A 23,952-nucleotide genomic window follows, 5' to 3' on the forward strand; every position below is an offset into this window, starting at 1 on the left:
TCTTTATTGCCCCCCACCGCCTAAATGCCGGCGGTTTCCCGAATATAACGGCGCGCCTTCACCGCATACTCGAACGGGTTGGCCAGCGCCGGATCCTGCTCGGCCTCCACCACCATCCACCCTTTGTAACCGCGCTCGTCCAGCAGCTTGAACACCGGCCTGAAGTCGATCACGCCATCACCCGGCACGGTGAAGGTGCCCTTCTTCACGCCGTCGAGGAAGCTCAGCTTGTTGGCCTTCACTTCCGCCACCACCTCATCGCGCACGTCCTTCAGGTGGACATGGTTGATGCGCGGCAGATACTTTTCCAGGATCGCCATCATCGCCTGTTGGCTGCCTTCCGAATAGTAGGCGTGGCCGGTATCGAACAGCAGGTAAACGTCGTCGTTGACCATGCTCATGTAGCGATCGATTTCGGCCGTGGTCTGAATGCCGGTGCCCATGTGGTGGTGCAGGCACACCTGCATGCCTTTATCGGCGGCGATCTTCGCCAACTCGTTGTAACCGTCGGCCACGCGCTGCCACTCTTCATCGCTGAAGTACGGCTTCTCTTCGAACACGCCTTTGGTGGTGCCCTGAATGCTCTTGCTCTGCTCTGAGCAGCCAATCACCCTGGCGCCCATGGCATGCAGGAAATTCATGTGGTTGATAAATTCATCAATGGTTTTGTCTTTCTGGCCGTCGGCGAAAAAGGTGCTGAACCAGGCGTTGCAGATCTGGATGCCGCGAATATCCAGCATCGGTTTCAGCACCGCCGGATCGCGCGGGTATTTGCTGCCCACTTCGCTGCCGGTGAAACCGGCCAGCGCCATTTCACTGACGCACTGCTGGAAGGTGTTCTCCTTGCCCAGATCGGGCATGTCGTCGTTGGTCCAGCCGATCGGCGCAATGGCCAATTTCACGTTGTCTTTATTCATGGTTTGCCTCGGTCCTTGCAGGGCCGCCGGTACAAACGCCGCCGGCGAGCCGAATCAGATTATTTGCCCAACAGCTCTCTTTCGATGCGTTCTCTGGTCGCCACCGCCTGGCTCGGCATCTTTTCCGGGTAGCCGAACAGCGAGGTGCAGATGATCGATTCGCCGCCGACCTTGAAGCTGCGGTTGGCAAATTCCATGTCGCGCAGCGTCTGGAACAGGGCGTCGAAATTCACCTCGCCTTCGCCGATGCCGACGTGCTGGTGCACCGCGGCGTCAACGCCCGGCGGGTTGACGATATAACGGCAATGCTTGGTGTGGTTCATGGTGTCGGCGATCAGCACGTGGGACAGATCGTCCCCGGCGTACTGCAGCATGCCGGCTACGTCACCCTGCCCCTTGTCGTAGTAGAAGGTGTGCGGCACGCTGTAGAGGTATTTGACGTGGTCGCTGCGCAGCGACTTCACCAGATCGGCGGTTTCGTTGCTCAGCTCGCAGAAGTCCCACGGGTGCGACTGGATCTCCATACGAATACCCTCGCGCTCAACGATCGGTAGCAGCTCCTCCATCGAGCGATACCACAGCTCCTCGCAGATCTCCGGTTCGTTGGGGTTGCCGGCCAGCTCGGTGTTGATCACCTGCACGCCCATTTCCACCGCGATTTCGATCATCCGCCGCCAGTTTTTGACCGCCGCCTGGCGGCGATCTTCCCCCGGACCGGACCAGCGATACACCACGATAAATGAGGAGATCTCCACGCCGGTCGCTTTTAGGGCGTTTTTATACTCCGCCATGATTTCGCGGCTGGCCTTCGGATGTTTGTAAAACGGGTTGATCTGCGGGTGCGGCGACTGTTCGATGTATTTGTAGCCCCAGTCCGCCACCTGCTGAACCATTTTGGTGACGCCCAAATCCCGGATAACGTCGACATCAAAAGCGATCTTCATGGTCACTCCTCTGCAATCGTGGTTACGCGCTGCGAGCGGTTATTTGCCGTAAAACGCCGGGCGCGCCGGCAGGGTCACCGGCACGATCTCGCCGCTGAGCTGGGCCGCCACGCAGGCGTCGGCGGTCACTGCGGCGGCGTAGCCGTCCCAGGCGGAAGGCCCGGTCAACTTGCCCGCGGCTACGTCGTTGATGAAGCCCTGCAGCTCGACGTCATAGGCATCGATAAAGCGATCCTTCCAGTCGGTCAGGATTTCGGTCGACAGGCGGGCACCGCTGCGCATCTGCACCGAGGACGGTTCCGGCAGTTTGGCGATGCCGGTTTCCCCCACCACTTCGCACTGAATGTCGTAGCCGTACTGGCAGTTGACGAAGATTTCGACGTCGATGCGCGTCCCTTTGGCGGTTTCAAACAGCACAATTTGCGGATCTTTCAGGTGCGGGAACGCCTTCGGGCTCTTGCGTGGGAACACCACCTGCACCGACACATAGTCGTCGTCGAGCAGCCAGCGCAGCACGTCGATTTCGTGGATCAGGGTGTCGGTGATCGCCATATCGGTGGTGTAGGCCTCGCCGACCGTCGGGTTGCGGTGCGCGCAGTGCAGCATCAGCGGCTCGCCGATCTGGCCGCTGGTCAGTACCTGTTTCAGCGCGCGATAGCCCTGATCATAGGGGCGCATGAAGCCGACCTGCACCAGCCGTTTGCCGTGCTTCGCTTCGGCGTCGACGATGTTTTTGCAACCCTGCGCGGTCACCGCCAGCGGCTTCTCGCAGAATACCGGTTTGCCGGCGGCGATGGCCGCCAGCACGAACTCTTCATGACTCGGCCCCCAGGAGGTGACCAGCACCGCCTGCACGTCGGCGGCCTTGATCAGATCGTGGCCGTTGTCATACACCCGCGCATCCAGCTGCAGATCGCTCACCGCCTTGGCGGCGTTGTCGCGGTTGATGTCGTTGACCGCCACCACGCGGGCGCCCTGCAACACTTTGCTGCAGCGACGGATATGATCGCGGCCGATGGCGCCGGTGCCGATAACCCCAATGTTCAATGTCATTTTCGCTACCCTCGAGATTAATGTATGAAAACGAATCAGTAATCGCGCGCCTTATCGATGTTTTCCTGCAGCTTGCGCGCCACTGCGACGATTTTTTCGCTGTCGGCCACCTGAGCGCCGCCCACGCGCCACCAGCTGAGATACTTGTGCACCATGGTCTTCGGCAGCACCTTGATGTCCAGCAGCGTGGACACGGTTTGCCTGCGGGCGTCGGCCAGCGCGTCGAGCAGCTGCTGCTCGGTGGTGACGCGATAGGTTTTACAGCCGTAAGCCGCCGCCAGCATGGCGAAATCGACCGGCACCAGCTTGCCGTCGAGCTTGCCGCCCTGTGGATTGCGGAAGCGGAATTCGGTGGTGTAGCTGTCCATGCCATGTTCCATCTGCAGGTTGTTGATGCAGCCGTTGGTCATGTTGTCGAACAGCACCACGTTGATCTTGCAGCCTTCCTGAATCGAGGTGACCAGCTCGGAATGCAGCATCATGAAGGCGCCGTCGCCCACCATCGCGTACACCTCACGCTGTGGCTCGGCCAGCTTGACCCCCAATGCGGCGTTCACCTCGTACCCCATGCAGGAGTAGCCGTATTCCACGTGGTAACCGTGCTCGCAGCGGTTGTGCCACACCCGCTGCAGATCGCCCGGCAGGCTGCCGGCGGCGGCGACGATCACGCTGTCCGGCGGCAGCTCGCGGTTCAGCACTCCCAGCACCCGGCTCTGGGTCAGAGCCGAGCCGGTCTGGGCGATAAATTCGGCGAACACCTGCTCGCGGTCGAGGTGATCGTCTATCTCCGGCACAAAGTCTGCGCCGCTGTACTCCACTGCGTAAACGCGCTCGCTCTCTTCGCGCTGGGCACCGCGCGCCGCGGCGATGGCGTCGCCCCAGCCGGCGCGATAATCGGCCTGCGCCAGCAGCGCGCCCAGTGCGTTCAGGGCCTCGCGGGCGTCCGCCAGCACCTGCACGCCGTCGAGCTTGCCGGCGTCGAAAGCGCTGACGTTGACGTTGAGGAAGCTGACGTCCGGATTTTGGAACAGCCATTTGGACGAGGTGGTGAAATCGGTGTAACGGGTGCCGACGCCAATCACCAGATCGGCCTGCCGGGCCAGCGTGTTGGCCGCCAGGCAGCCGGTTTCGCCGATGCCGCCGAGGTTAAATTCATGGTCGCTCGATACCGTGCCTTTGCCGGCCTGGGTCTCGGCGAACGGAATGCCGAAGCGCTCGGCAAATTCGCGCAGCGCCCGCCCGGCCTGCGAGTATTTCACGCCGCCACCGCACACCAGCAGCGGTTTGCGTTTGGCCGTCAGCAGCGCCAAGGCGTCCGCCAACATGCCATCGGTCGCCGGGCGGCGATCGAGTCGGTGAACGCGTTTTTGGAAGAAATAGTCGGGGTAGTCGTAGGCTTCCCCCTGCACGTCCTGCGGCAGACACAGCGTCACCGCGCCGGTTTCCGCCGGATCGGTCAACACGCGCATCGCGTTGATGCAGGCGCTCATCAGCTGTTCCGGCCGCACGATGCGGTCCCAGTACTTGCTCACCGCGCGGAACGCGTCGTTGGTGCTGATGCTGAGATCGTAAGACTGTTCGATTTGCTGCAACACCGGGTCCGGCTGGCGGGAAGCGTAAACGTCGCCCGGCAGCAGCAATAAAGGAATGCGGTTAGCGGTGGCGGTGGCCGCGGCGGTGATCATATTGGCGGCGCCGGGGCCGACCGATGAGGTGCAAGCATAAATTTGCCGACGCAGCTTCTGTTTGGCGAAGCCGATCGCCGCATGGGCCATCCCCTGCTCGTTGCGGCCCTGGTGCACCCGCAGATCGCCGCTATCCTGTTCCAGCGCCTGCCCCAGCCCCAGCACATTGCCGTGGCCGAAAATCGCGAAAATGCCCGCGACGAATTTGGTTTCCACGCCGTCGGCCAGCAGATACTGGTTATCGAGAAATCTGACGAGCGCCTGCGCCATGGTTAACCTGATCTTGCCCATTTACCCACCCTTTAGATTAAGGGCCGCCCCGGAAAGCGCTCATGCCGAGCCGACAATCCCGTGTTTGTGTTACGCGGCGGCAGCTATTATCTTGAGCAGGCGATGCCCGCGCTGCTCACGAAGTCGACAACCTGAAACGTGAAGCGATTATAAACAAATATATTTTTCATAAAATCACATTACAGAAGAAACATTTCATTTTGCGATAAAGATCGCATATTGCATGAAAAGCCCGTTTCATCTTGTGGTTCAGCCTTCATGGGCTTCGTGCCGCGCACCGGCCGATAAAAGTCGTTGGCACATGGGCTGACAGCCTTTTCCCCTGCCCTCATCCCCCTTTTATGTTCGGCCCCGGCGGCCCTTGCGCAGCCGATTCATCGCCTTTTCCCATGCCTCTGTCGATGTTTTAAACGCATCACATTTTTGGGGTGTAAATTTCATTTCATATTGAAATTGAAATTTTCATTCCCCATACTATCCCCATGCTTCCTGCAGGGCGCCACGCTCGGGCCGCCGCCGGAGTTTTGCTTAACAGAAGGAAACGGGTATGGCTACACAACAAAAACAGCTTGATGTCATTTGTCTCGGGCGCATCGCCGTCGATTTCTATGCTCAGCAGATCGGCGCGCGTCTGGAAGACGCCGGCACATTCGCCAAATACCTCGGCGGCTCTTCCGGCAACGTGGCCTACGGCACCGCCATTCAGGGGTTGAAATCCGGCATGCTGGCCCGCGTCGGCGATGAACACATGGGCCGCTTTCTGCGTGAAGAGCTGCAGCGCGTCGGGGCCGATACCCGCTGTCTGATCACCGACAAGCAACGATTAACCGGCCTGGTGATCCTCGGCATCAAGGATCAGGAAACCTTCCCGCTGATCTTCTACCGCGAAAACTGCGCGGACATGGCGCTGACGCCGGACGACATCGACGAGGCCTACATCGCCTCCTCCCGCGCGCTGGCCATCACCGGCACGCACCTGTCGCACCCGAACACCCGCGCCGCAGTGCTGAAGGCGCTGGAGTATGCGCGCCGCCACGGCCTGCGCACCGCGCTCGACATCGATTACCGCCCGGTACTGTGGGGGCTGACGTCGCTGGGCGACGGCGAAACCCGCTTTGTGGAATCAGACCAGGTGACCCGCGAACTGCAGGAGGTGCTGCACCATTTCGATCTGATCGTCGGCACCGAAGAGGAATTTCATATCGCCGGCGGCAGCACCGACACGCTGACGGCGCTGAAAAACGTGCGCCGGACTACCGCGGCCACGCTGGTGTGCAAGCGCGGCGCACAGGGCTGCTCGGTGTTCGAAGGTGAAATCGCCGACGACTGGGCGCAGGTGAAGCTGCACGCCGGTGTGCGGGTTGAAGTGCTGAACGTGCTGGGGGCCGGCGACGCCTTTATGTCCGGGCTGCTGCGCGGCTACCTGAACGATGAGGGCTGGGAGCAGGCCTGCCGCTACGCCAACGCCTGCGGCGCATTGGTGGTTTCGCGCCACGGCTGCGCGCCGGCGATGCCGACCAAACGGGAGCTGGACGACTACCTGCAGCGTGAACAGCAGGTCACGCGCCCGGACCGCGACGCACGCCTGAACCACCTGCACCGGGTCACCACCCGCAAGCAGCAGTGGCCGGAACTGTGCGTGTTCGCCTTCGATCACCGCAAGCAACTGGCGGACATGGCGCGCGAAGCCGGCGTCGGCGAGGAACGCATTCCGCGCCTGAAGACCCTGCTGCTCACCGCGGCGCAACAGGCTGCCGCGCAGGCCGGCCTCAACGGCAACAGCGGCATTCTGGCCGACACCACCTACGGGCAGGCGGCGCTGAACGAGATCACTGGCCAGGGATGGTGGATCGGCCGGCCGGTGGAGCTGCCCAGCTCGCGCCCGCTGCGTCTGGAGCACGGCAATATCGGTTCGCAATTGATCGACTGGCCGCAGGAGCACGTGGTGAAGTGCCTGGTGTTTTATCACCCGCACGATGCGGAGGAACTGCGCCGCGAACAGGATGAGCTGATTGCCGACGTCTACCGCGGCTGCTGTAAATCCGGCCACGAGCTGCTGCTGGAGGTGATCCTGCCGGACAGCAACGCCGACAAAGACGAACGCTATTACCTGGAGATGATTGAACACTTCTACCAGTTGGGCATTCAGCCGGACTGGTGGAAACTGCCACCGCTGAGCGCAGAAAACTGGCGGCAGGTCGGTGCCCTGATCGACACCTACGATCCCTTCTGCCGCGGCGTGCTGATCCTGGGGCTCGACTCCCCGGAGGCGGTGCTGAAGGCGGGCTTCGCCGCCGCCGCGGATGCGCGCTGGGTGAAAGGTTTCGCCGTCGGCCGCACCATTTTCGGCCAACCTTCGCGCCGCTGGCTCCAGGGGGAAATCGACGACGCGGCCCTGATCGAGCAGGTGAAACAAAAATACCTGACGCTGATCGGTTTCTGGCGCCAGTACCGTCCGCAGGCGGGCGGCGCGCACTGACAGCAACAGCAGGTTCACGTCCCCTTAAGGCCATTTCGCCGCTTTAAGGGGATTTTTTTGCCCCTTTTCTGTGAAGTCGCGCAATGTGCGATCGAATAAATCGCTTTTTGAGGAAATGAAATTTCCGCTCCGTCTGTTAAAATACCCTGTCAATATTTCAGGCATCAGGCCAATGCGCCTTCACCCCACTGCGAGCCGAATGGATGAACAACCCAACTCAACTTTCGCTGTTACAGGACGAGATCCGCCACCGTTATGAAACGCTGAGCAAGCGTTTGAAGCAGGTGGCGCGCTATATTTTGGATAACAGTAACAGCATCGCTTTCGATACCGTTGCCTCCATCGCCGCACAGGCCAGCGTGCCGCCTTCCACCCTGATCCGTTTCGCCAACGCCTTCGGCTTCAGCGGCTTCAACGAAATGAAGCAGGTGTTCCGTCAGCATCTGATGGAAGAAACGGTAAACTATACCGAGCGCGCGCGCCTGTTCCGCCAAACCTCTACCGACGACAACGTCGCGCCGGAGAAGCCGGCGGAGATTCTCAACGTATTCACCATGGTCAATGCGCAGGCGCTGCAGCAGCTGGCGATGCAGATTGCCCCCGAGCAGTTGGATCGCGCCGTCGAACTGCTCAACAACGCCGAAAACATCTACGTGATCGGCCTGCGCCGCTCGTTCAGCGTCGCCTCCTACCTCACCTATGCGCTGCGCCATCTGGAGCGCCGCGCATTTCTGATCGACGGCCTGGGCGGCATGTTCACCGAACAGCTGAGCATGGTGAAACCGAAAGACGTGGTGATCGCCATCAGCTATTCGCCGTACGCCCGCGAGGCGGTGGAACTGGTGGAGTTGGGCGCCAAGCGCGGCGCGCAGCAGATCGCCATCACCGACAGCCAGGTCAGCCCGCTGGCCGCGTTCAGCGACGTCTGTTTCGTGGTGCGCGAAGCGCAGGTGGACGGGTTCCGTTCGCAGGTGGCCTCGATGTGCCTGGCGCAGACGCTGGCGGTCTCGCTGGCGCTGAATAACGCCCGGGACGAGTAAGGCGGATGTGAACGCGCCCGACAGGCTCGGGCGCGGCGGGATTATTGCAGCAACAAATAGCGGTAGAGCGCGCTTTCCAGACCCTGCTTCATGCTGATGAAAAGCAGAATCTCCACCGTTTCGCCGTCGTAGTCATAGATGACGCGGTATTCGCTGTCGGGATCCAATCGTTCGTGCAACCGCACTCCCATGCCCGCCAGCACGGCGTTGAAGCGATAGCGGACGGGATCGTCGGCGATTGCCGCGAGGGACGATAACAACAGATTGTCCACGAACATCCCGGCTGCGACGGCCCCTATCGTTCCGCTCTTATAAGACTCGATGTCTTTCAGGCTCCATTCCGCCGCCGGCGCGACGGTAAAACGTATTTCCTGGGGCATCCTGCACCTCGGGTCTATTTCCGCGCGTCACGCAGCCGCTGCAAGGTTTCTTCGGGCGACAGACCGCGCTGATTTTTAATCTCTTGCTTCGCCATCATAGTCAGTTTCAACAACGCGTTGGACTGGCGCTCGAGATTGCGTTCCCGTATTTCGGCCTCTCTCTCAGCCGCCGTTTGTACAAACAGCTCGGCAACACCATTTTTTGTGACGTAAACCCCGCCTTCAAACAGATCGGGCGAACCTAATCCTTCGCGCGCCGCTTTTTGAGACATGGTGGTTGTCATAGTTTTTCCTCCTGTGTACCGGCATTCTCACTGCATAACAGCGGTTCGTTAGATTCACTCAGCCAGGGAGCAATCGCGTGCGGACAGGTTATCATTTGAGCAAGATAGAGGGCAAATTTAGGTCAAATTTATACCCTGATAAAGAGAAAGCCCGGCAAGCCGGGCCTCAAGCGCCTATTGCGCGGCGGGGTAACCTTCGCCGTTAATCCAGGCGTGGTCTTTTTCCCAGGTGAATTTCCACTGCCGCACCGGCCCGGCCATCACGTTGAGATAATAGTTGTCGTAGCCCGCCAGGGTCGCCACCGGATGATAACCGCGCGGCACTTTCACCACGTCGCGATTGTAGACCGGCATGCATTCGTCGAGCGTGCGATCGTCGGTATAGACGCGCTGCATGCAGAACCCTTGCTCCGGCTGAATGCGGTGATAGTACGTCTCTTCGAGATAGGTCTCGTCCGGCGAATCTTCTTGATCGTGCTTGTGGCTCGGGTAGGAGCTGGTGTTGCCCTCGTCGGTGTAAACCTCCACCACCAGCAGACTGTCGGCCGGCTCGCTGTCCGGCAGAATGTTATGCACCAACCGCTGGTTGCGCCCCTTGCCGCGCCGCTCCACGCCGATTTCCGCCGGCGTGATCAGGCGTGAAGGCAGATGGCCGCTGCCGGGCGCGCTGCACACCGCCAACTCCAGATCGGTTTCTGCCCGCACGTCGATGCGATCGTGGTGCGGCACGTACACCGCGTAAGGCGGCGTGCGCTCGAACGGGCTCATGCGTTTGCCGATATGCGGGTATTCGGCGCGCAGCGTGGCGACGGAGGCGATACCGGCCACCAGTACCAGACACAGTTCCTTGTCACCGCACTCCAGCTGCAGCGACTGCCCGGCGGCCAGGCGGTAAACGTCAAAGCCGACATAGCCCCAACCGGCATTTTCCGGCGTCACGTGCTGGATACGCCCCTCGGCGTTCGGCGCCTGACATTTGGCAAGCAGTGAAGACATTTCGATTCTCCTGTTAACTCCCCGTGCAAAGGCCGCTGCCCCCATGGAGCAACGGCCCGCTCATACTCTGCGATCGCTTAACCCAGCGTCGGCATGCTGAATTCAGACACCGTCTGCTGCCCGGCTGGCCAGCGCGCGGTGGCGGTCTTCATGCGCGTGTAGAAACGCACGCCGTCGGTGCCGTGCACGTTCAGCGCGCCGAACACCGAGCGCTTCCAGCCGCCGAAGCTGTGGAACGCCATCGGCACCGGCACCGGCACGTTGACGCCGACCATCCCGGCCTGCACTTCCTGCACGAACTGGCGCGCGTAGTGGCCGCTGCCGGTAAAGATGGCGCTGCCGTTGCCAAACTCGTGGCCGTTAACCGTGTCGATGGCGGTGCGATAGTCCGGCACCCGCACGATGCCCAGCACCGGCCCGAAGATCTCTTCGCGGTAGATGCGCATGTTCGGCTTCACATGGTCGAACAGCGTTCCGCCGACGTAGTAGCCTTCAGGGTAGCCCGGCACCTGATAATTGCGGCCGTCGGCCACCAGGGTGGCGCCTTCTTCCACGCCCAGATCGATGTAGCCCAGCACCTTTTTCTGGTGAGCGGACGATACCAGCGGCCCCATTTCATTCTCTTCGCCACCCTGCTGCAAGCCCGGCCCGACGCGCAGCTGCGCGATCAGCGGCTTCAGTTTGGCGATCAGTTTGTCGGCGGTATCGTCACCGACCACCACGGCGATCGGCAGCGCCATGCAGCGCTCGCCGGCAGAGCCGAACGCGCCGCCCATCAGCGCGTTGACCGTGGCGTCCAGATCGGCGTCCGGCATGACGATCGCCTGGTTTTTCGCCGCGCCGAAGGCCTGTACCCGCTTGCCGTGCGCGCTGGCGGTGGTATAGATATGTTCCGCCACGGTGGAGGAACCGACGAAGCTCACCGCCTGAATGCGCGGATCGGTGCACAGCTGCGCCGCATCTTCATTGGCGCAGTGCACCACGTTGAACACGCCGTCCGGCAGGCCGGCTTCTTTCAGCAGCTCCGCCAGGCGCACCGAGGCCGAAGGCACCAGCGCCGGCGGCTTGAGGATAAAGGTATTGCCGCAGGCCAACGCGATAGGGAACATCCACATCGGCACCATCGCCGGGAAGTTGAACGGGGTAATGCCCGCCACCACGCCCAGCGGCTGCATCAGCGAGAAACTGTCGACGCCGCTGCCGACGTCCGGCGAGTACTCGCCCTTGATCAGATGCGGGATGCCGCAGGCAAATTCGACCACTTCCATGCCGCGCGTCAGTTCGCCCAGCGCATCCGAATACACTTTGCCGTGTTCGCTGACGATAAGCTCGGCCAGCTCGTCGCGGTGCTGTTCCAGCAGCGCCTTGAAATTGAACATGATGCGCGCGCGGCGCAGCGGCGTGGTGCGCGACCAGTCGGCGAACGCCCGATGGGCCACGTCGATGGCCTGCTTGACTTCGGCGGCGGTGCTCTGCGTGACGCGCCGCTCAACCTGCCCGCTGGCCGGGTTGTGCACGTCGACGGTTTGATTGCTGCTGCTCAGGCACACCTGCCCGTCAATAAAGTTACCCACGGTTTTCATGTCACGCCCTCTTTTCAAGTCCGCTGTCGCCTGGCCACACCCAGGCGGCGCGGCGTTAATCGTCCCGCTCGCCAAACCCCGTCGGCAAGCCGGCTAAATCCTGACCGGATGCAGCAAACTCTATTTCATTGAAAAAAAAGTTTCAAATAAATTGTTTTGAAAAATTTGTTTTTAGTGCGTGAGGTCGCAATTTTGCGGTGTCGATCGGGTTGGCGCTTGCATTGCCGTGCCAGGGAAAGCGCAACTGCGGCGGAGAAAGTTGGGGTAATACACACTGACTTTGCTACAGAAAACCCGCACTGCGCCTGCCCTGCCGCCGTTACCGCACGCCCTCGAGCGCCCAAGGCGCCCGAATCGCTCGCGACGGTTTTTTTTGAACTGGATCTAAAAATCAATATTCCATTATTCACTAATTATGAAATAAATGTTCTTGTTTGTTCCAGCATTTATCGACGACATCGCCTTGATGACAGGCACGGTTCACACCCTTCCGCTCGCCCTCTTCCCGACAACCCAACCGTGCGGACGGAAGCCAGGATAAAAATCGGAGCAACACATGTCATATCAGCGTAAGCACAATACCGGCTACATATTGCGAATTTGCGGCATCGCCGCCCTGGGCGGCATTCTGTTCGGCTACGATACCGCCGTGATCTCCGGCGCGATCGAAGCGTTGAAAGCCTATTTCGATCTCAGCCCGGCCGAAACCGGCTGGGCCGTCTCCAACGTGGTGATCGGCTGCGTGGTCGGCGCCTTCGCCGCCGGGCCGCTGGCGGCGCGCTGGGGCCGTAAAAAGGCGCTGATGCTGGCAGCGCTGCTGTTCACCGTGTCCGCCGTCGGCGCCGCATTGGCTCCAACCTTCACCTGGTTCGTCATCTACCGCATCATCGGCGGGCTGGCGGTCGGCATTGCCGCCACCGTGTCGCCGATGTACATGTCGGAGGTGTCACCGAAAGACATGCGCGGGCGGGCGCTCAGCATGCAGCAATTCGCCATCGTCTTCGGCCAAATCGTGATTTTCTACGTCAACTTCAAAATCGCCAGCATCGCCAGCGAAGCCTGGCTGGTGGAAATGGGCTGGCGCTGGATGTTCGCCTCGGGCGTGATCCCCTGCATTCTGTTCTGCATCCTGGTGTTCGTCATTCCTGAATCGCCGCGCTGGAACGTGATGATGGGCCGCGACGATCAGGCGCTGGCGATGTTGACCAAGGTCTCCAACGCCGCCCACGCGCAGAATCTGCTGAAAGAAATCAAAGACTCGCTGCAGCAGGATCAACAGCAGCAGCACCGGAAGCTGAACTACGGCGATGTGCGGGTGCGGTTCATCCTGTTCGTCGGCTGCATGATCGCCATGTTGCAGCAGGTCACCGGCGTCAACGTGATGATGTATTACGCGCCGGTGGTGCTGAAAACCGTCACCGAAAACGCGCAGGAAGCGCTGTTCCAAACCATCTGGATCGGCGTGCTGCAGTTGGTCGGTTCGGTCATCGGTGCCATGCTGATGGATCGCATGGGCCGCATTCCGCTGATGCGTTACGGCACGCTGGGCGCCATCGCCGGCCTGCTGCTCACCTCGTACGCGCTCTACACGCAGGCCACCGGCTATTTCGCGCTGTTCGGCATGCTGTTCTTCATGGTGTTTTATGCGCTGTCCTGGGGCGTCGGCGCCTGGGTGCTGGTGTCGGAAATCTTCCCGAACCGCATGCGCGCGCAGGGGATGAGCATCGCCGTCGGCTGCATGTGGGTCGCCAACTTTGCGGTGTCGCAGTCGTTCCCGATGATCAACGACCACCCTTACCTGTTCTCGCATTTCCACGGCGCCTTCCCGATGTGGATCTTTGCCGCCTGCTGCCTGTTCAGCTACTGGTTTATCGGCCGCTATATTCCTGAAACCAAAGGCGTCTCGCTGGAAAAAATGGAACAGGTGGTGCTGGCCAAACGCCACCGCCAATCCCTGCCCGACGGCAAGCCGCTGCCGTTGGAAAACGGCAAATCCTGATCTCTCACCCTTTATCGCTGGAGTCATGCCCCATGAACATTGCGCTGGACCGCTTCTGCATTAACCGCAAGATCGCGCCGAATCTCGATCTGGACAATTTTTTCCGCCTGGTGAAACGCTGCGGGCTCAGCAAAGTTGAGCTGCGCAACGACATGCCCAGCGGCAAGGTGACCGACGATCTGAGCGACGCGCAGCTCAACGCGCTCGCCACGCAATACGGCATTGAAATCGTCACGATCAACGCCCTCGGCATGTTCAATCGGGTGGATGACCCGGCGGCGCTGCAGCAGCGCGCCGAAGCGTTGCTGGCGCAGGCGCAGGCCATCCACAGCCGGGCGCTGGTGCTGTGCCCGCACTGCAGCGCCGACGACACGCGCAGCGAGCAGCAAAAACGGGACGATACCCTCGCCGCGTTGCGTCTGCTGGCGCCGCTGTTTGCCCGCTACGGCGTGCAGGGATACGTCGAGCCGCTGGGCTTCGGCATCAGCTCGTTGCGATCGTCGCTGCTGACCCAGGCGATCATCCGCGATTCGGGCGCGCCGTACCGCATCGTGCTCGATACTTTCCACCACTATTTGAGCGGTGTGGCGCAAGCCGACTTCGACGCGCAGATCCAGGTGGCGCAGATCGGCCTGGTGCATCTGTCCGGCGTGGAGGATGGGCGGGATAAAGGCGCGCTGAGCGATGAAGAGCGCATCATGCTGAGCGCGGGCGATCGGCTGGAAAGCCGCCGCCAGGTACAGAACCTGGAACGCCTGGGCTACACCGGCGTCTATGCCTTCGAGCCCTTCTCTTCGCAGTTGGACGGCTGGAGCGAAGCGGATATCGAACGGGAAATCCGCCAGAGCATCGCCCTGCTGCAAGGGTAAAAAAAACGGCCTCCGCGGAGGCCGTTTTTCATGGCGTTACTTCAGATTGCCGACCACCAGCTGGTGGCGCGCATTGTAAAACTTACGGTAAGCCAGATAGCAGGCGATGATGGTCGACAGGCTGGCGGTGGAAAGCAGCATAAAGGTCACCATAATCTGGTATTTGATCGCTTTCACCGGGTCGATGCCGGCAAAGATCAGCCCGGACATCATGCCCGGCAGGCTGACCAGCCCAACGGTTTTCGCCGAGTCCACGGTCGGGATCAGCGAAGCGCGGATGCTGTCGCGGATCAGCGCCGCCGAGGCGAACTTGGGCGTCGCCCCCAGGCTGAGCATCTCCTGAATCTTCTGCTGCTCGCCTTTGAAACGCTGGCCGAGGTTGGTGTAGCACAGCCCCACCGCCACCATGGCGTTACCGGCGATCATCCCGGAGATGGGGATCACCTGCATCGGCGTAAATTCGATGGAGCCGGTCAATACCAGCACCGCCAACGTCAGCACCGCGCCGGTGGTGATGGCGATAAACGACGTCACGAACGCGTGTTCGACGTACTTGCTGCGTTTCTTGGCGTTGTAAGCCGCGTTAAAGCAGATGAACAGCACCATCAACACGGTGAGAACGGCGTTATCCAGGTCGAAAATATACTTCAGCACGTAGCCGACGATGATCAGCTGCACCACCGCGCGGCAGATGCTCCAGATAATGTCCTTTTCCAGCGCCAGCTTTTCCCGGTGGCTGATCAGGATGGCGACCACCACCAGCACCATCGACAAGCCCAAGGATTCGTTGGTGATGTTATGCTGATTCATGCTGTTGCTCCTGTTGCTCGGCGCCGTGCGCGCGCAGGGTGATCACTTCGTCCGCATGCGCTATCTCTTCGGTATCGTGCGTCACCCACAGCACCGCCAGCCGGTGTTCCGCCACCAGCTGATGCACTATCTCATTGACGTTACGTTTGTTTTCCTCGTCCAGCGCGCTGGTGATCTCATCGAGCAACAGCACCCGGGGCATAAACTGCAGGTTGCGGATCAGGGATACCCGCTGCTTCTCCCCGCCGGACAGTTCATTGATGCTTTTGGTCAGCATCGCCTCCGGCAGCCCGAAACGCGCCAGATCGGCCTTCATTTTTCGCTCGGCCGGCGGTTCCTGGCGGATCTGGTAGGGCAGCGCCAGATTGTCGTAAACCGTATTGCCGAACAGTGACGGCGTCTGGAAGCAGTAAGAGACCTGCTTGCGATACGCCTCCGGCGACATCTCGTCGATCGCCTGGCCGTCGAAATAGAGCTTTCCGCTGGTCGGATCCATTAAGGAAGAGATGATTTTCAGCAGGGTGCTTTTCCCGCAGCCGGAAGGTCCGGTGATCAGTTTGAACTCGCCTTCACCCAGCGTGAAAGAGACGGAATCCAGGATCACCTGGCTGTCTATTTGATAATGAATATCATCCAATCTCAGTATGTCTTTCTTTTCCTTCATTACGATGCCGGCTCCCTATACCTGTTCCCGTCTGAGCGATAAGTATATGGCCGCCAAAAACATCTTAGCAATGGCTGTGCGGATGGCAGCGAACGAAGGGGAAGGATTGACGGAGCGAAACGCCCCGCCAAATGATAAATTTAATTAATGATTAGCTGTAGGAATAGTCAAAAGCGACCGCCAGGGTCGAATCACTCTTTTTTTATCGCTGCCTGTTCGTCGCAGCTGTACCAGCGGAGAGAATTGTTGATGCTGCGGTGGGTGCAGTGAACCTTACCCTCCTTTTCCAGCGCCAGCAGCAGGGTGCGGGTGGTATAAATATTTTCGCCGCATTTATCCGCCAGCTCGCGCGTCTTCGGCCACTGCTCCGGCGGGGGATGATGGCCCCCAGATCCTTCCACACGCTCCCTGCACAATCCTTGCAACACATTCAGCATCAGCGATTTTCTGCTTTCAAACGTTTTCGGCGCCTTGGCCATAGCATTCCTCCTGAGTGGTTACTGCTGAGCACCCCGCTCACGGCTGCACGTCAGCGATGCGCAGGGTGTAAATCATGGTGGCATTCGGGGGGATCGCCGGCGGGTTGCCCTGTTTGCCGTACGCCAGCGCCGGCGGCACCACCAGCGTGATCGCACCGTGACGCTGCAGCTTCTCGATAGCCGCGCGAAACAGCGGCGGGTAGCGCGTCAACGGCTGCGAGATCACCGTCCCCGCCAGCTCCATGTCTTTGACTACCCGGCCGTCGGTCAGGCTTTCGCGCACCACGATATCCACCCGATCGTCGGCGCCGATCGCCCCGCTGCCGGCATAGTCCACCCGGTAATAGAAACCGAGCGCATCCTGCTTGACCCCCTCCTGGCGAACGAAATTGGCCAGGTAGGCGTTGTCATCCCGAGGCGGCGCCTGCGTCTGTAGCGCCTGCTGCAACCGCTGCTGCGCCGTGTGCAGCGCGCCGTCGATGGCGGCTTCATCGAGCCGCAATCGCCCGGCCAGGGTATCGGCGATGCCCGCCAGCAACAGCTGGGTATCCGCTTCCAGACCCGCGCGCCGGTTCTCCTGCTGCAGATGCAGAATGTCGCGTCCGAGCGACACGCCGGCGGCATACGCCTGCTTGTCCGCCGCGCTGGCCAGCGCAGGCGGCTCGGCCGCCTGCTGCCGTTCGGCCAGCAAGGTCTCCACCCGCCGCTGCTGCTGCGCCAGCTGCGTCGCCAAACTTGCGCTGCGCTGTTCGGCCCGCGTTAACGAAGCGGCCAGCACGCTCACTTCAGGCACCGGCGCAACGGCCTGCCGCAATCCCTTCAGGGCATCGGCCAGCGGCCGAATATCGACGACGGCCGGTTCCCGTTTCGGCGCCGCGGCGGCCTGAGCCGCCGCCAACTGCCGCTCCAGCTGACGGATTTTCTCTGCCTGCTGTTGCACAGAGTGCTGCAACGACGTTAAACGAGCGCTGTCTGCGGCCGGTTTGGCGGCTGGTGCTGACGCCGATTTACGCGCGGTATCTTCCCTGGGCGCGGCCGGTGGCGCCTGCCGCTGTTCGGCAAACTTCAACAACGCGGGAATGCCGTCATCGGCGGCGCAAGCGGCCCCGCTCGCCGCCAACAGCAAAAGAGCCATCGCCCATCCTTGCGCGCATCGCTTCATGGCTACAGATTCTCAACCCGGCTGGACAGATCGGACATCAGCTCATGCTCGACGTCAGCGCAGAATTTCTCGGTTTTATATTGATAAAGAGCATCAATCGCTTTACGGGTACTCTCATCCACATTGCCGCGCACCCCGGCATATCCGGAAGCGTTGGAAAGCAGGCCATTAAAATAGGCGATGCGTTTTTGGTAACTTTGCGGATTAATATTCTTTAATGAATTAACCCGCTGCTGACAAAGCGCGATGCGTTGCTCATCGGATTTATCATTAGGATTATTCTGTGAGATTTTTTTCACGGAATTCAGTTTTGTCTTGCTCCCGCCCGCACAGCCAGAAAGCGCCATAAGAGACAGCAGAAATAGGGTCAATCCCACCCAACGGCGCCCGCCGCAAGCATTAATCATCGTTATCATTCCGTTTATAATCCTTTAATTGTCACTTAGGTCATCATTATGTGGCGAACGGCAGCAGCACATGCCTTAATTTGATTAATCAAAATGGGTTAGGTAGCGAAAAATCCCTATCACGCAATGCGATAGAATAATTCACTACCGGTGCAATTGTTATTTAATTGTTAACCAATTAGGTCTAAACGCTGGCTAAACGCGAATAAGAAACCCCATTCCCTCATGAACAAACAACCATGAAATAACAATAAAAACAATAAATTATGTTTTATATTTTGTTTCTAAAGGGAAATGCATCATCTGCTGCCTCAGAGCGATATTAGCAAAACAATATTGTGAATTGTAGGTGTCACCCTATTTCCCCCGATCTAATATCTCGCATATCGTTATTTATATAGTGATTTATACTGGATAATATTTGTATACGATCTATTGATTTTAAAGCAAATATATTTCTTTTTCCTTTTGGTTTTATATTCTGAATTTGACTTAATTTAATAAAATCTATTTCCAAGCAATACTATTATTTGCAAGAATATTCCCAGCAACACGCCACACGTAAAAAACGTATTTTATTTACCAGAAAATCCATTATCGATTTTCCAAATCTCGTTATTTCTCATAAATAACGGATATCGGCGTATTGCCCAGAGCAAAAGGATCTGGCTCCAACCGCACGGGCGGCGACATGGCGTTGCCACCGCCGCGGGGGATTTAGATGTGCTGTTCTTTTTATTTAAAAACTCTCTACAGGAACCTGAGAAATGAAACTGAATAAATTAATGCTGGCAACCATGATTGCTTTCGCTTCCGCATCTGTTGCTCATGCCGCATCTAATCAGGGCAGCGGTAAAGTCACCTTTACCGGCGAAATTATCGATGCGCCATGCAGCGTCGCGCCGGAATCCGTTGACCAAACCGTGCCGATGGGCCAGATCAGCAGCCGCATCCTGGCCAACCAGGGTAAATCCAGCATGCAGCCTTTCAACATCGAACTGAAAGATTGCTCCATCTCCACCATGAAAAACGTCAAAGTGACCTTTACCGGCACGCCTGATCCGGTTAACAACAAACTGCTGGCCCTGAGCGGCACGGCAACCGGCGCCGGCATCGTGATCTACGACAACCTGCACTCCAAAGAGGTGGAACTGGGCACCGCGACCGACGGTCAGGGCCTGAACGACGGCGACAACTCGCTGAAATTCGCCGCTTATCTGCAGGGCAGCAGCGCCTCAAGCGCCGTGGTGCCGGGCGACTTCACCAGCGTGGCGAACTTCACCCTGGCTTACCTGTAATACCCCACAGGGGATGTCTCAGGGCATCCCCCGCTTTATTGCATGCCGAGGATACCGGCAAGGGAACAGGGAAAGACAGGGAGACGCCAGCATGACTATCCGCCTTTGCGGCCTGTTGCTCATCGCGCTCAGCGTCGGCAGCGCGGCGGCGGCAGCGAAAAATCAGGGCCACGGCAAAGTCAGCCTGGGCGGCACCATCGTTGAAACGCCGTGCGGCATCGCCAGCGACAGCCTGGATCAAACCGTCGATTTTGGTCTGATTTCCATGACCGACGCCTCGCAGGATGGGCAGTCGGTGCTGATCGGCAGCCGCCGCCATTTCACGATCAAACTGGTGAACTGCGAGCTGGCCAGCCAGGTGAAGCCTGACTTCATCTATCGCGCGGCCAACGTCACGTTCGACGGCACCGCCGACAGCGGGGATCCTTCCCTGCTCGGCGTTTACGGCGAGGCGAAGGGCGTGGCTATCGAGCTGTTGAACGATGCCGGCACGCCGATCCCGCTCGGCAGCACGACGGCGGATTACCAGATCGTCGCCGGCGACAACACGCTGCGCTTTGGCGCGCAGTTGCGTCTGCATCCCGACAAGGCGCGGGCGGGCGGCTTCAGCTCTCTGGCCAAATTCACCCTGTCTTATCTCTAGCGCCGGCGGGCGCTGCACAGCATTACGTATTCAGGTCGTACGGATGACCTGCTATTGGGCGCGGACTTGCCATGAGTGATTATGCTATGACGTCATTACTGACACGGAAACACCTACCTCTCCTCGTCATTCTATCTTTCCTCTGGGTGCGTCCGGCATTTTCCGCCACGGAATTCAATACCGACGTCCTGGATATCGGCGAGCGCAGCAAAGTGGATCTTTCGCGCTTCTCCGACGCCGACTACGTCATGCCCGGCGCTTATTTGCTGGACATCAAGATCAACCAGAAAACGCTGCCCCAGCGCAGCATTCAGTATTTCCCGTCGCCGGATAACAAGAGCGGCAGCCAGGTGTGCCTGCCGCCTGACCTGGTGGAAAAAATGGCGTTGAAAGAAGAAGCGGCCAAAAAAATCACCCTGTGGCACGACAACCAGTGCGCCGACATTCGCGGCATCAAAGGCGCGACCATCTCCGATCGCATCGGCGGCGGCGTGCTGGCGATCACCATCCCGCAGGCGTGGATGAAATACTCCGATCCCGACTGGACGCCGCCCGAGCAGTGGGACGACGGCATTCCCGGCCTGCTGCTGGACTACAACCTGAGCGGCCAGTTAGGCAAGCAGAGCCACAACAACAACACCGCCCAGAACCTGAGCAGCTACGGCACGCTGGGCGCCAACCTGGGCCCCTGGCGCCTGCGCGCGGACTACCAGGCCAATTACAATCAGCAGGCCGGCGATCGCAGCACCGGTTTCGACTGGAACCAGATCTACGCCTACCGCGCGCTGCCGATGCAGGCCGCCAAGCTGACGCTGGGCGAGATCTATCTCGACTCCGGGGTGTTCGACGCCTATCGCTTCACCGGCCTCAACCTGGCCAGCGACGAGCGCATGCTGCCGCCGAACCTGCAGGGCTACGCGCCGGAAGTGCGCGGCATCGCCAAGAGCAACGCCAAGATCACCGTCTCGCAGGAAGGCCGCACGCTGTACGAAACCACCGTGCCCGCCGGGCCGTTCGCCATCCAGGATCTCAACAGCTCGGTGCGCGGCAAGCTGGACGTCAAGGTGGAAGAGCAGGACGGCACCGTTTCGACCTTCCAGGTGGATACCGCCACCATTCCGTACCTGACCCGCCCGGGCTACGTGCGCTACAACGTGGCGCTCGGCAAAACCTCGGCCTACGACCACCGCACCCAGGGGCCGCTGTTTTCCGCCAGCGACTTCTCCTGGGGGCTGAGCAACGCCTGGTCGCTGTATGGTGGCGCGCTGCTCGGCGGCGACTATAACGCCTGGGCGCTCGGCCTCGGCCGCGATCTGAACGTGTTCGGCGCCATGTCGCTGGACGTCACCCAGTCGATCGCTCGCCTGCCCGGCGAGCCGACCGCCAGCGGCATGTCGTTCAAGCTCAACTACGCCAAACGCTTCGACGAGCTGAACAGCCAGATCACCTTCGCCGGCTACCGCTTCTCGCAACGCAAATTCATGAACATGTCGCAGTATCTGCAGGAGCGCTACGGCGATTACGACAAGAATTACAACGGCCGTCAGAAAGAGCTGTATACCATCACCGCCAGTAAAACCTTTATGGCGGAAGACAGCGCCAGGGCGATCACCACCTATCTGACTTACTCGCACCAGACCTATTGGGACGCGCGAACCCAGGATCGTTACGGGCTGTCGACCAGCAAGTTGTTCAGCATCGGCGATATCAGCAACATCACCGCCTCGCTGTCGGCTTACCGCACCTATTACCAGGGCCGCACCGACGACAGCGTGATGCTCAACTTCACCGTACCGATCGGCGATCGTCGGCGCGTCGGCTATGCGCTGCAAACCAACAACGGCGACGTCACGCAGACCGCGTCGTACAACGACTACAGCGATCCGGACAATACCTGGCAGGTCAGCGGCGGCTTTAACCAGTCCGGCAAATCGCTGGCGCGCGGGTACTACACCCACAACGCCTCGTTCGGCTCGCTGAACGCCAGCGCCTCTTACCAGCAGGACAGCTACTCGTCGATCGGCGGCTCGTTCCGCGGCGGCCTCACCGCGACCCGGCACGGTATCGCGGCGCATCAGAACTCGAGCAACGGCGGCAGCCGCATGATGCTCGACACCGACGGCATCGCCGGCGTGCCGATCAATAACGGCCGCGCCTACAGCAACCGTTTCGGGCTGGCGGTGATTTCCGACATCACCAGCTACTACAACACCGACACCCGTATCGACGTCAATAAGCTGGCGGACGACGTCGAGGCCACTCGCGCCGTGGTGCAAGGCACGCTGACCGAAGGCGCCATCGGCTACCGCCACTTCGAGGTGGTGAAAGGCAGCAAGCTGCTGGCCACCATTCGCCTCGCGGACGGCAGCGAACCGCCGTTCGGCGCCGCGGTGCTGAGCGAGAAAGGCCGCGAGGTCGCGGTGGTCAACGACGGCGGCTCGGTCTACCTGACCGGCGTACAGCCGGAGGAAAAACTGGATGTCGCCTGGGAAGGCCAACGCCGCTGCCGCATCGTGATCCCGGGCGCCGCCAAGCCGCTGGACCAGCTGCTGCTGCCGTGCGCCACCCTGTAATCCGTAACGCTGAGAAATAATGACATGAACAAACACCCGATAACGCTACTGACCGCCGCCGGCCTGGCCCTGAGCGCCGTACTGCCCACCGCCGACGCGGCGATATCGCTGGATCGCACGCGCGCCGTTTATGTGAGCGACGCCAAATCGATCAGCCTGAATATCGTCAACGAAAACAAAGAGCTGCCTTTCCTGGCGCAGTCCTGGCTGGAGAACGAGCAGCATCAGAAAATCACCTCGCCGCTGGTGGTGCTGCCGCCGTTGCAGCGCGTGGAGCCGAGCGAGCGCAGCGTGGTGCGCATCACCAAAACGCCGGAAGCGGATCGCCTGCCGCAGGATCGCGAGTCGGTGTTCTACTTCAACCTGCGCGAGATCCCGCCGAAAAGCACCAAAACCAACGTGATGCAGCTGGCGCTGCAGACGCAGATCAAGCTGTTCTACCGGCCGAAGGCGATTGTCGCGCCCAAGGGTGAAGTGTGGCAGGAAAAGCTGGTGTTCCGTAAAAGCGGCGGCGCCATCACCGTCGACAACCCGACGCCGTTTTACATCACCCTGACCGGCATGACGCGGCAGACGCAAAAACAGGGCGGCGGCGCGATCGACGGTTTTCAGCCGCTGATGCTGAAGCCGAAATCCAGCGAAAGCCTCAAGCTGCACGACACCGGTATGAACAGCTTCGTCATCACCTACATCAACGACTACGGCGGCCATCCGGAGCTTCGCTTCGTCTGCAATGGCGGCGTTTGCACCGCCGTGCCCGAGAAAAAATAAGGAGGTCCAGCATGGCTGAATTCACCGATCGACTGCGCCCTCTGCTGCTCGGCGCACTGCTGTGCGGCGGCGGCGCGCTGGCGGCAACGCCGCTGGGCGCGATCGAAGGCACCACCGGCACCGTCAGCTTTCACGGCGGTCTGCTCAGCTCTCCCTGCAGCCTGACGCCGGACAGCCGGGATCAGTCCGTCGATCTGGGCGACGTCAGCGCACGCGACTTCCGCAACGCCGGCGATCGCAGTGCGCCGGTGCGTTTTCGTCTCTCGTTCCGCAATTGCCTGCTGGGCGCGCGCGCGCTGGCGGATAACCCGGCCGGCCCGCGCAACGGCGATGCCGGCCGCCTCTACCTGCAGGGTGAGCAGGCCGCCACGCTGGTGTTTCTCGGCGAAAGCGACGTCGACAACCCGTCGCTGCTGAAGCTGAACGGCGGCGTACAGGGCATCGGTCTGCGGCTGCAAGACCAACAAGGCCAGGCGCTGGAGCTGAATCAGCGCAGCCGCCCTTACATTCTGCAGCCCGGCAGCAACACCCTGTGGTTCAGCGCCAGCGTGGAATCCACCCAGCGGGCAGTGATGGCGGCCGGGTTCGCCGCCGTGGCGCACATTCAGGTGATTTACCTGTGAGG

22 protein-coding genes are annotated in these 23,952 nt (G+C 60.3%); 9 read left to right on the top strand and 13 right to left on the bottom strand.

Features of this window, described 5'->3' with window-relative positions; translation table 11 throughout:
• Positions 1–20: 20 nt before the first annotated feature.
• The 4 genes from iolE to iolD are packed head-to-tail and all read right to left on the bottom strand — an operon-like array spanning position 21 to position 4,890.
• Entirely contained in the window at positions 21–917 is an 897-nt protein-coding gene (iolE, locus tag ACJ8QF_RS22195; RefSeq protein ID WP_015379329.1) for a myo-inosose-2 dehydratase, read from the bottom strand.
• Positions 918–976: 59 nt separating this feature from the next.
• Entirely contained in the window at positions 977–1,861 is an 885-nt protein-coding gene (locus tag ACJ8QF_RS22200) for a sugar phosphate isomerase/epimerase family protein (RefSeq protein ID WP_004930845.1), read from the bottom strand.
• Between the two features lie 39 nt (positions 1,862–1,900).
• Positions 1,901–2,914: a Gfo/Idh/MocA family protein gene (locus ACJ8QF_RS22205; RefSeq protein WP_015379330.1), complete on the bottom strand. Its 1,014-nt coding sequence runs from the start codon at positions 2,912–2,914 to the stop codon at positions 1,901–1,903.
• Positions 2,915–2,949: 35 nt separating this feature from the next.
• Entirely contained in the window at positions 2,950–4,890 is a 1,941-nt protein-coding gene (gene iolD / locus ACJ8QF_RS22210; RefSeq protein ID WP_442537865.1) for a 3D-(3,5/4)-trihydroxycyclohexane-1,2-dione acylhydrolase (decyclizing), read from the bottom strand.
• Between the two features lie 547 nt (positions 4,891–5,437).
• On the opposite strand from iolD, the gene ACJ8QF_RS22215 reads away from it, so the two are divergent.
• On the top strand, positions 5,438–7,369 hold the full coding sequence (locus ACJ8QF_RS22215) for a bifunctional 5-dehydro-2-deoxygluconokinase/5-dehydro-2-deoxyphosphogluconate aldolase (protein WP_103086216.1): 1,932 nt from the start codon (positions 5,438–5,440) through the stop codon (positions 7,367–7,369).
• A 203-nt stretch (positions 7,370–7,572) separates the two neighbouring features.
• Complete coding sequence (locus tag ACJ8QF_RS22220) at positions 7,573–8,409, top strand: MurR/RpiR family transcriptional regulator (protein ID WP_004930856.1); 837 nt, start codon at positions 7,573–7,575, stop codon at positions 8,407–8,409.
• A 41-nt stretch (positions 8,410–8,450) separates the two neighbouring features.
• Here the strand turns inward: ACJ8QF_RS22220 and ACJ8QF_RS22225 are convergent, their stop codons facing one another.
• From ACJ8QF_RS22225 to ACJ8QF_RS22240, 4 genes are all read right to left on the bottom strand, one after another.
• Positions 8,451–8,789 (bottom strand): type II toxin-antitoxin system RelE/ParE family toxin, encoded by a 339-nt coding sequence (locus ACJ8QF_RS22225; protein WP_280631132.1) that lies wholly within the window; start codon positions 8,787–8,789, stop codon positions 8,451–8,453.
• A 14-nt stretch (positions 8,790–8,803) separates the two neighbouring features.
• Entirely contained in the window at positions 8,804–9,073 is a 270-nt protein-coding gene (locus ACJ8QF_RS22230) for a hypothetical protein (RefSeq protein WP_004930864.1), read from the bottom strand.
• 174 nt (positions 9,074–9,247) lie between these two features.
• Positions 9,248–10,069, bottom strand: coding sequence for a 5-deoxy-glucuronate isomerase (gene iolB, locus ACJ8QF_RS22235; RefSeq protein WP_044030037.1), 822 nt, complete (start codon positions 10,067–10,069; stop codon positions 9,248–9,250).
• 77 nt (positions 10,070–10,146) lie between these two features.
• Positions 10,147–11,652 carry a CoA-acylating methylmalonate-semialdehyde dehydrogenase gene (locus ACJ8QF_RS22240; RefSeq protein ID WP_015379335.1) on the bottom strand — a complete coding sequence of 502 codons (1,506 nt, stop codon included), beginning with the start codon at positions 11,650–11,652 and terminating at the stop codon, positions 10,147–10,149.
• Between the two features lie 556 nt (positions 11,653–12,208).
• Between ACJ8QF_RS22240 and ACJ8QF_RS22245 the strand changes: the two genes are divergently transcribed.
• Both ACJ8QF_RS22245 and ACJ8QF_RS22250 read left to right on the top strand, forming a co-directional pair.
• A complete protein-coding gene (locus ACJ8QF_RS22245) occupies positions 12,209–13,651 on the top strand; it encodes a sugar porter family MFS transporter (RefSeq protein ID WP_049186517.1) in 1,443 nt (480 codons plus the stop codon).
• Between the two features lie 32 nt (positions 13,652–13,683).
• Positions 13,684–14,520 carry a TIM barrel protein gene (locus tag ACJ8QF_RS22250; RefSeq protein WP_442537866.1) on the top strand — a complete coding sequence of 279 codons (837 nt, stop codon included), beginning with the start codon at positions 13,684–13,686 and terminating at the stop codon, positions 14,518–14,520.
• A 36-nt stretch (positions 14,521–14,556) separates the two neighbouring features.
• On the opposite strand, the gene fetB is transcribed toward ACJ8QF_RS22250, so the two are convergent.
• The 5 genes from fetB to ACJ8QF_RS22275 all read right to left on the bottom strand — a co-directional run bounded on the left by fetB (position 14,557) and on the right by ACJ8QF_RS22275 (position 18,051).
• Positions 14,557–15,330 carry an iron efflux ABC transporter permease subunit FetB gene (gene fetB / locus ACJ8QF_RS22255; RefSeq protein WP_033631883.1) on the bottom strand — a complete coding sequence of 258 codons (774 nt, stop codon included), beginning with the start codon at positions 15,328–15,330 and terminating at the stop codon, positions 14,557–14,559.
• A complete protein-coding gene (gene fetA / locus ACJ8QF_RS22260) occupies positions 15,317–15,994 on the bottom strand; it encodes an iron efflux ABC transporter ATP-binding subunit FetA (protein WP_004930881.1) in 678 nt (225 codons plus the stop codon). The genes fetB and fetA overlap by 14 nt, the downstream gene beginning before the upstream one ends.
• 191 nt (positions 15,995–16,185) lie before the next feature.
• Positions 16,186–16,473, bottom strand: coding sequence for a FaeA/PapI family transcriptional regulator (locus ACJ8QF_RS22265; RefSeq protein ID WP_004930885.1), 288 nt, complete (start codon positions 16,471–16,473; stop codon positions 16,186–16,188).
• Positions 16,474–16,510: 37 nt separating this feature from the next.
• The gene (locus tag ACJ8QF_RS22270; protein WP_080352411.1) at positions 16,511–17,608 is read right to left on the bottom strand and encodes an FKBP-type peptidyl-prolyl cis-trans isomerase N-terminal domain-containing protein; all 1,098 of its coding nucleotides are present in this window, start codon (positions 17,606–17,608) and stop codon (positions 16,511–16,513) included.
• Positions 17,609–17,637: 29 nt separating this feature from the next.
• Entirely contained in the window at positions 17,638–18,051 is a 414-nt protein-coding gene (locus tag ACJ8QF_RS22275; RefSeq protein WP_015379341.1) for a hypothetical protein, read from the bottom strand.
• 758 nt (positions 18,052–18,809) lie between these two features.
• Here ACJ8QF_RS22275 and ACJ8QF_RS22280 point away from each other — a divergent pair.
• The 5 genes from ACJ8QF_RS22280 (at position 18,810) to ACJ8QF_RS22300 (ending at position 23,950) form a co-directional block, all read left to right on the top strand.
• Positions 18,810–19,340 carry a fimbrial protein gene (locus ACJ8QF_RS22280; protein WP_004930897.1) on the top strand — a complete coding sequence of 177 codons (531 nt, stop codon included), beginning with the start codon at positions 18,810–18,812 and terminating at the stop codon, positions 19,338–19,340.
• 91 nt (positions 19,341–19,431) lie between these two features.
• A complete protein-coding gene (locus tag ACJ8QF_RS22285; protein WP_004930899.1) occupies positions 19,432–19,983 on the top strand; it encodes a fimbrial protein in 552 nt (183 codons plus the stop codon).
• Positions 19,984–20,069: 86 nt separating this feature from the next.
• Positions 20,070–22,556, top strand: coding sequence for a fimbria/pilus outer membrane usher protein (locus ACJ8QF_RS22290; RefSeq protein WP_049186521.1), 2,487 nt, complete (start codon positions 20,070–20,072; stop codon positions 22,554–22,556).
• A gap of 24 nt (positions 22,557–22,580) precedes the next feature.
• On the top strand, positions 22,581–23,327 hold the full coding sequence (locus ACJ8QF_RS22295) for a fimbrial biogenesis chaperone (RefSeq protein WP_442537867.1): 747 nt from the start codon (positions 22,581–22,583) through the stop codon (positions 23,325–23,327).
• Positions 23,328–23,338: 11 nt separating this feature from the next.
• Positions 23,339–23,950 (top strand): fimbrial protein, encoded by a 612-nt coding sequence (locus ACJ8QF_RS22300; RefSeq protein ID WP_442537868.1) that lies wholly within the window; start codon positions 23,339–23,341, stop codon positions 23,948–23,950.
• Positions 23,951–23,952 lie beyond the last annotated feature (2 nt).

This window comes from Serratia sp. CY81684 (assembly GCF_052166595.1).
Classification (GTDB): Bacteria; Pseudomonadota; Gammaproteobacteria; order Enterobacterales; family Enterobacteriaceae; genus Serratia; species Serratia nematodiphila.

Coding starts and splice junctions, on each gene's coding strand:
- iolD (WP_442537865.1), bottom strand. CDS start 4,890: ATGGGCAAGATCAGGTTAACCATGGCGCAGGCGCTCGTCAGATTTCTC.
- ACJ8QF_RS22265 (WP_004930885.1), bottom strand. CDS start 16,473: ATGGCCAAGGCGCCGAAAACGTTTGAAAGCAGAAAATCGCTGATGCTG.
- fetA (WP_004930881.1), bottom strand. CDS start 15,994: ATGAAGGAAAAGAAAGACATACTGAGATTGGATGATATTCATTATCAA.
- ACJ8QF_RS22240 (WP_015379335.1), bottom strand. CDS start 11,652: ATGAAAACCGTGGGTAACTTTATTGACGGGCAGGTGTGCCTGAGCAGC.
- ACJ8QF_RS22290 (WP_049186521.1), top strand. CDS start 20,070: ATGACGTCATTACTGACACGGAAACACCTACCTCTCCTCGTCATTCTA.
- ACJ8QF_RS22295 (WP_442537867.1), top strand. CDS start 22,581: ATGAACAAACACCCGATAACGCTACTGACCGCCGCCGGCCTGGCCCTG.
- ACJ8QF_RS22230 (WP_004930864.1), bottom strand. CDS start 9,073: ATGACAACCACCATGTCTCAAAAAGCGGCGCGCGAAGGATTAGGTTCG.
- ACJ8QF_RS22205 (WP_015379330.1), bottom strand. CDS start 2,914: ATGACATTGAACATTGGGGTTATCGGCACCGGCGCCATCGGCCGCGAT.
- ACJ8QF_RS22200 (WP_004930845.1), bottom strand. CDS start 1,861: ATGAAGATCGCTTTTGATGTCGACGTTATCCGGGATTTGGGCGTCACC.
- ACJ8QF_RS22225 (WP_280631132.1), bottom strand. CDS start 8,789: ATGCCCCAGGAAATACGTTTTACCGTCGCGCCGGCGGCGGAATGGAGC.
- ACJ8QF_RS22285 (WP_004930899.1), top strand. CDS start 19,432: ATGACTATCCGCCTTTGCGGCCTGTTGCTCATCGCGCTCAGCGTCGGC.
- ACJ8QF_RS22220 (WP_004930856.1), top strand. CDS start 7,573: ATGAACAACCCAACTCAACTTTCGCTGTTACAGGACGAGATCCGCCAC.
- ACJ8QF_RS22245 (WP_049186517.1), top strand. CDS start 12,209: ATGTCATATCAGCGTAAGCACAATACCGGCTACATATTGCGAATTTGC.
- ACJ8QF_RS22300 (WP_442537868.1), top strand. CDS start 23,339: ATGGCTGAATTCACCGATCGACTGCGCCCTCTGCTGCTCGGCGCACTG.
- ACJ8QF_RS22215 (WP_103086216.1), top strand. CDS start 5,438: ATGGCTACACAACAAAAACAGCTTGATGTCATTTGTCTCGGGCGCATC.
- ACJ8QF_RS22250 (WP_442537866.1), top strand. CDS start 13,684: ATGAACATTGCGCTGGACCGCTTCTGCATTAACCGCAAGATCGCGCCG.
- ACJ8QF_RS22270 (WP_080352411.1), bottom strand. CDS start 17,608: ATGGCTCTTTTGCTGTTGGCGGCGAGCGGGGCCGCTTGCGCCGCCGAT.
- iolB (WP_044030037.1), bottom strand. CDS start 10,069: ATGTCTTCACTGCTTGCCAAATGTCAGGCGCCGAACGCCGAGGGGCGT.
- ACJ8QF_RS22275 (WP_015379341.1), bottom strand. CDS start 18,051: ATGATAACGATGATTAATGCTTGCGGCGGGCGCCGTTGGGTGGGATTG.
- fetB (WP_033631883.1), bottom strand. CDS start 15,330: ATGAATCAGCATAACATCACCAACGAATCCTTGGGCTTGTCGATGGTG.
- iolE (WP_015379329.1), bottom strand. CDS start 917: ATGAATAAAGACAACGTGAAATTGGCCATTGCGCCGATCGGCTGGACC.
- ACJ8QF_RS22280 (WP_004930897.1), top strand. CDS start 18,810: ATGAAACTGAATAAATTAATGCTGGCAACCATGATTGCTTTCGCTTCC.